We start from the raw sequence: 5,130 nt of genomic DNA on the forward strand, positions 1-5,130 counted from the left end.
ATGAACCGAAACCGTAGGCCACCGAGGTCGTATCCATACCGGGCAGGTAGAAGACAGTTATCATCTCGTCGACATCCTGTCCCGAAGTCTCCCAGATTTGGCGAGTGATATTTTCGAGTTCGACCTCGCTCACAACTGATTTCTTCAGTATAATTCTAGCAGTACGTCTACGCCAGGCCCTTCCAAAATCCCTGACAGTAAGTATCGAATATGAGCCTTCAATGTCCGAAGTCAACTTAAAAAATCTCCCTCCCGCGCAAGCCTAGATTATTATACAACATGTTACAGATCAATTCCAACTGATACACATAAAGAAGTCGGTAATTTATTCTCTACAATTCGCAAACGAAACTAATAGGGATTGTTGCACCAAATGGAATGTAGAAGTCCTATTGTCTCGATCGGTTAGAGGCCCGAATGAACTTCAAGACAACTTGCTCCAGATAATGCGCTCAGACTAGAAAAGTCACATCGATACGACTTAGCCTGCGAGAAAAGACAGTGCTACAGACTTCATTTCTCAATTTCTAACCTATATTGCTTCTTCCAATTCCAAGTACCTTATGGCAGTGAGGGCAAAAGTATACTGCCGTTTTGCTGAACAAAAACCCCGGTCCCTTCTGTTTGAAGTAAATATCCGAAAGACTTGATTCACAGTAAGGACACTTCGGTTTCAGCTCTTCTTTTCTAATTATGTTCAATTATCTCTCCTCCTTAAAGACCTAGATTCCCTGCTGGCATCTCGCACTGGCAGTCAATCTACAAAGATAATAGCACAAGCAAAAGCCTAGTTCAGGAGAAGTTTCGTGAAGCCCTTTGCCCTAATTAGAACCTCCTGAACAGAATCCCTGAATAGAATCCCTCCCGAAATCGTGTCGGCCTTCACCAGTTCGCAAAGAGCAGATTCTGCTTTGAGGCATAAATCATGGATTTCGGAAATCTCTTCGTCTGTTACGGTCTGCGCAAACTTAAGAAGTCTTGCGGATACTATTCCGGCAGACGTATGAAGCGCCTTTCCCCACAGCGAGAACTCCAGAATCCATGGTTCGATCTCTTCCAGCAGACTGGGCGGCAACATATCCTTAAGAACCTCGGCCGATTCAGAAATTCTGGTTCCCTCTTCCATGAGTAGTTCTTGCACTTGGGACCATCTGTTCTGAGATATTAGAAACTCTAAAGAGTCTCGAATACTGGCGAGCCTATTCGCGTGTCCTCTATGAACAGGACTCATCAGATAGTATTCGCAGAAGGTCTTCATCTCTTCTTCGCAGGACGGGGCAATTTCTCGGATAGCATGAAACCAGGACTTCTCAGAATCGAATCCATAAGGATCTAACAGGAATTCGGCGGCGGAACTGAGAGCTATTTTCGATGCGAAGGGCTGGATCATTGGATTTAGTACAATTCCTTCACTGTGTTCAACAATCTCGGGGGCTCTTCCTTCATAAGGACCGACGTGAAGTTCGGGGACCATGAAAGCATCGTTCACTGGATAATTATCCCAAAACAATGGCTTTCTCTCGAATGCCTTTTCTGCCAACCTGGCATTTTCAGAAGAAATTCTTTCCGAGCAGACACTGGGACCTGTCCACATGATAGAGACTTCCCTGTCGAGTTCTTTTCCGATCGTTCTCATGTACTCGGTGATCTCTTTTCCGTGGTACTGAGTGGGACATACAATGAACCTGGAAATACTACCCACTTTCTCTTTAAGCGATCCGTACACTGTATTAGCGAAAAAGGATTGAGCCTGCGCAAGAGAAGTGAACTCCTTAATATCTTCTTCATGGACAAGAGTCTCTGGAATATCATCATAGAAAAGCGCAAATGAGCGAACACCGACATTTGCCATTTCAATGAACTTCGAAACCATGGTATCGACATCTGAATCGCTAGAGTATTTCACGGCTAGTCCAGGGCTGACGGAAAACGCGACTGTAACACCCCATGACGAACCTACAGCGACCAATTCTGAGAACTCGTTCTTGAAATCCTCGTCGTACATATCGCGCCATCTCTTCCTGTGAAGCTGATCGTCTTTCGGAGCATATATGTATAGATTGTAATCGTGCTCTCCCAAGAACCTTATCATCTCTCGTCTTTTTCCCATTGTCCAGGGGGTACCGTAGAATCCCTCAACAATGCCCCTAACTTCGAAATTCATGAAGCTCAACTCCTTAGATTTCTATTTTCAAAAAGTCTATCATGACAGTTTCGTTTCTGCAGAAATCTTCACTTCTTGAGAGCGGGAATTTCAGAAGATTCAGTGATGGCCGAGAGTTTCGACAAATGACATCGAATTCTTCAATAGGTTTTGTCCATGAACGCTATAATTGTAAAATAGTGTAGTCTGCTTAAGGAGGTAGGTGGAATGAAAATTGGTCTGGTCACCGATAATACGTGCAATTTGACCCCTGAAGAAATACAGAAATACGACGTACGAATCGTTTCGCTTTACATCAATAGAGGCGGCAAGTACTCTAAATCTATTGATCTCGATCTGGACAAATACTACGAGGAGCTGGGTTCTGCCTCTGAACTGCCCAGTACCTCACAACCTTCTCCCCAAGACTTCATAGAGGTTTTCGAGGAGGCTCTCAAGACATACGATGTGTTGATAGTTCCCGTTCTCTCTGGCAAACTGAGCGGAACCAGCGTTTCTGCAACTATTGCGGCAAGAGACTTCGAACAGCCAATACATGTGGTTGATTCGCAGCTGGTAGCCGACGGAACAGGACTACTTGTTAAAAACCTCGGTGATTTGATTCAGAAAGGCGCTTCCATTGAAGAGCTCATCGAATATGCTTCGAACTTCCACAATAAGACCAGGACGTTCTGTTCAACGGATGATCTGAGTTACCTACAGAAGGGTGGAAGGATAGGAAAGGCCAAAGCTCTTATGGGAAACCTTCTGAAGATGAAGCCGCTTATTCAGCTTGACGACGGTGAGCTCAAACCGGTAGAAAACGTCAGGGGGAACAAGAAACTGCTTGAAAGCTTGGTCAGTCACACCTTCAAGGAGATCCAGCCCGAGAATCTACGAAGAGTGAGAGTGCTGACGATCTGGAGAAAGGAAGATGCTGCAACCGCTGAGAAGATGTTTCGTGAAGAGGCTCCCGAAGCTGAAATCGAAAGTAGAATCATTGAGCCGATAATCGGCACTCATCTTGGACCTCAGGGAATCGGCATAATCAGCGAAATGAAATAAGGACGTTCACCGACCTTCTGGGTTTGGAGACGGGCGTCTTGGGATAGATGGTTATATCGGTTTCACCATCTGGGGAGGTGAAAAGACTTTGAATGCGCTTGAAAGAGTAGAGATACGGTTTGGAAGAGCCTTCGATTTCCTGCCGAGCATATATCGTCTGACAAATGACGAGAGACTGGCAAGGCACTTCTTGGAACTGACTCCGGGCTATCGCCCCGCCGGAGAGCTTGCCGAATGGGTAAGGACTACCAAGAAGAAGCTGCCGGGGACGATTCTCGAGAAGATGAGCCTTTACTTCGACTGGAAGGCACCGCTTGGAATGAGGATAAGTCCCGTTATGTCTGAAGATAGTTTTGAAAGTGTTCATGTTTTGTTGCAGAGAATAGCCTTGGTCTCTCCGAAGGACATGATAAAGGATTTCTTGCTGATTGGCTTGGGACCGAGATCTGTCGGGTATGATGAAGGAATTGTGGACAGAATACTGGAGGACCAGAAGGAAGCGCTCGTCTTTCTTGCCGAAAAGGCTGTTCTTACATCTCAACAGAAAGCGGTCATGCTTGAGTTCATATCGGATCCTGAAAAGATGAAGGAAGACTACCTTCACCTTTTGCAGTGGTATGAAGAACACGTGTATTCGACCGCCCCTTACGATGAGAAGAGTTTGAAAGAAAGTCTTGAATATCTCCAAAGGAACCTATCTGCCCGAGGTAATGAGTACCTACTGAAGCTAACGGACAATTTGCATTATGAAGAACTCGATGAGGATAGGAAGATCCTTCTAGTCCTTTCATATTTCATAGAGAACGCTCAGGGCGGAATATTTCATCCACGTGCTGAGAGCGATGTCTTCATTGTTGGCTTCAATTTCGTCAGTTCCGTTCTCGAAAGAGATTCAGTCAGTATTGCTTCCAGAAGATACGGAGCCCTCTCAAACCCGAGCCGCATAAGACTGCTAAACGCTCTTTTCGGAAAACGTCTTACTGGTTATGAACTGTCGCGAGCAATGAAGCTGTCAAACGCGGAATTGACAGAGGCTTTCTCGGCTTTGGTCGCGTGCGGACTTGTCAAGACTTTTCGTCTGAACGATCGGATAATCTTTACAGCCGACAGAGATGAAGTGATAGAAATGCTGACATGTGTACTGGATGGCCCAAGCTGATTATACGGTAACTTTTGCGGCAATTCACCGATCATGAAATGTCACTCTGTCGATTTGAGCTCTCTTCGTAAAAAAAGCCCGGAAAGCGTCCGGGCCGGGTGGTAGGAGAACAAGTCTGCTTAAAAGTACGACGGAATATTCGTGCCAACGGTTCATTTTCTTATATGGGTTTATCGGTATTGCGTCTAGAAGTTCTCCGCTTCTGGTGGTGATTCAATATATATTGAAGAGATCTTGCCTTGGGAGAATCACAATATTTGATCTTTGCCGTAGTAACATTATAGATGGGGGGTGAGGAAATGGAGTACCGTAAGCTTGGCAAGACAGGACTTGAGCTCTCCCTTCTGGGCTTGGGAGGGTTTCATCTGCTTGAAATTGAACTCGACACAGTAAAAGAGATTGTGAAGAGATATCTTGAGGCGGGGGGCAATTACTTCGAAACCGCAAGATCCTATGGTGACGGAGTTTCTGAGAGGAAGCTCTCTAAAGTGCTTCCACAGGAAGGAATTGTGATAGCCTCCAAGACTGGAAGCAGAGAGAAGCTGTCTTCCGAGAAAGACCTGCTATCTACCCTAAAGGACCTCGGGAGGGATCACATAGATATCCTCTTTCTTCACGCCGTAATCAAAAATGATTACTGGGAAGCCATTTCGTCCTCGAATGGAGCGCTGAAGACGATTGAGTGGGCGAAGAAGGAGGGTCTTATTAGGTATGTTGGTATTACCAGTCACGGTTACGGTGGGACGCTTCTTAAGGCCCTTAA

5 protein-coding genes are annotated in these 5,130 nt (G+C 45.6%); 3 read left to right on the forward strand and 2 right to left on the reverse strand.

Annotated features, from left to right (window positions below; genetic code table 11):
• Positions 1 to 235 (reverse strand): hypothetical protein (locus ENN47_00180; protein ID HDP76607.1); only part of this gene is annotated, 235 nt, incomplete at its 3' end.
• 552 nt (positions 236 to 787) lie between these two features.
• Positions 788 to 2,164 carry a beta-N-acetylglucosaminidase gene (locus ENN47_00185; protein HDP76608.1) on the reverse strand — a complete coding sequence of 459 codons (1,377 nt, stop codon included), beginning with the start codon at positions 2,162 to 2,164 and terminating at the stop codon, positions 788 to 790.
• A 207-nt stretch (positions 2,165 to 2,371) separates the two neighbouring features.
• Here ENN47_00185 and ENN47_00190 point away from each other — a divergent pair, with 207 nt between their 5' ends.
• The 3 genes from ENN47_00190 to ENN47_00200 all read left to right on the forward strand — a co-directional run.
• Positions 2,372 to 3,208, forward strand: coding sequence for a DegV family protein (locus ENN47_00190; GenBank protein ID HDP76609.1), 837 nt, complete (start codon positions 2,372 to 2,374; stop codon positions 3,206 to 3,208).
• Between the two features lie 88 nt (positions 3,209 to 3,296).
• Entirely contained in the window at positions 3,297 to 4,367 is a 1,071-nt protein-coding gene (locus tag ENN47_00195; protein ID HDP76610.1) for an ArsR family transcriptional regulator, read from the forward strand.
• Positions 4,368 to 4,666: 299 nt separating this feature from the next.
• Positions 4,667 to 5,130: aldo/keto reductase (locus ENN47_00200; GenBank protein HDP76611.1), on the forward strand; the 464-nt coding region annotated here is incomplete at its 3' end.

This window comes from Mesotoga infera (assembly GCA_011045915.1).
GTDB lineage: Bacteria > Thermotogota > Thermotogae > Petrotogales > Kosmotogaceae > Mesotoga > Mesotoga infera_D.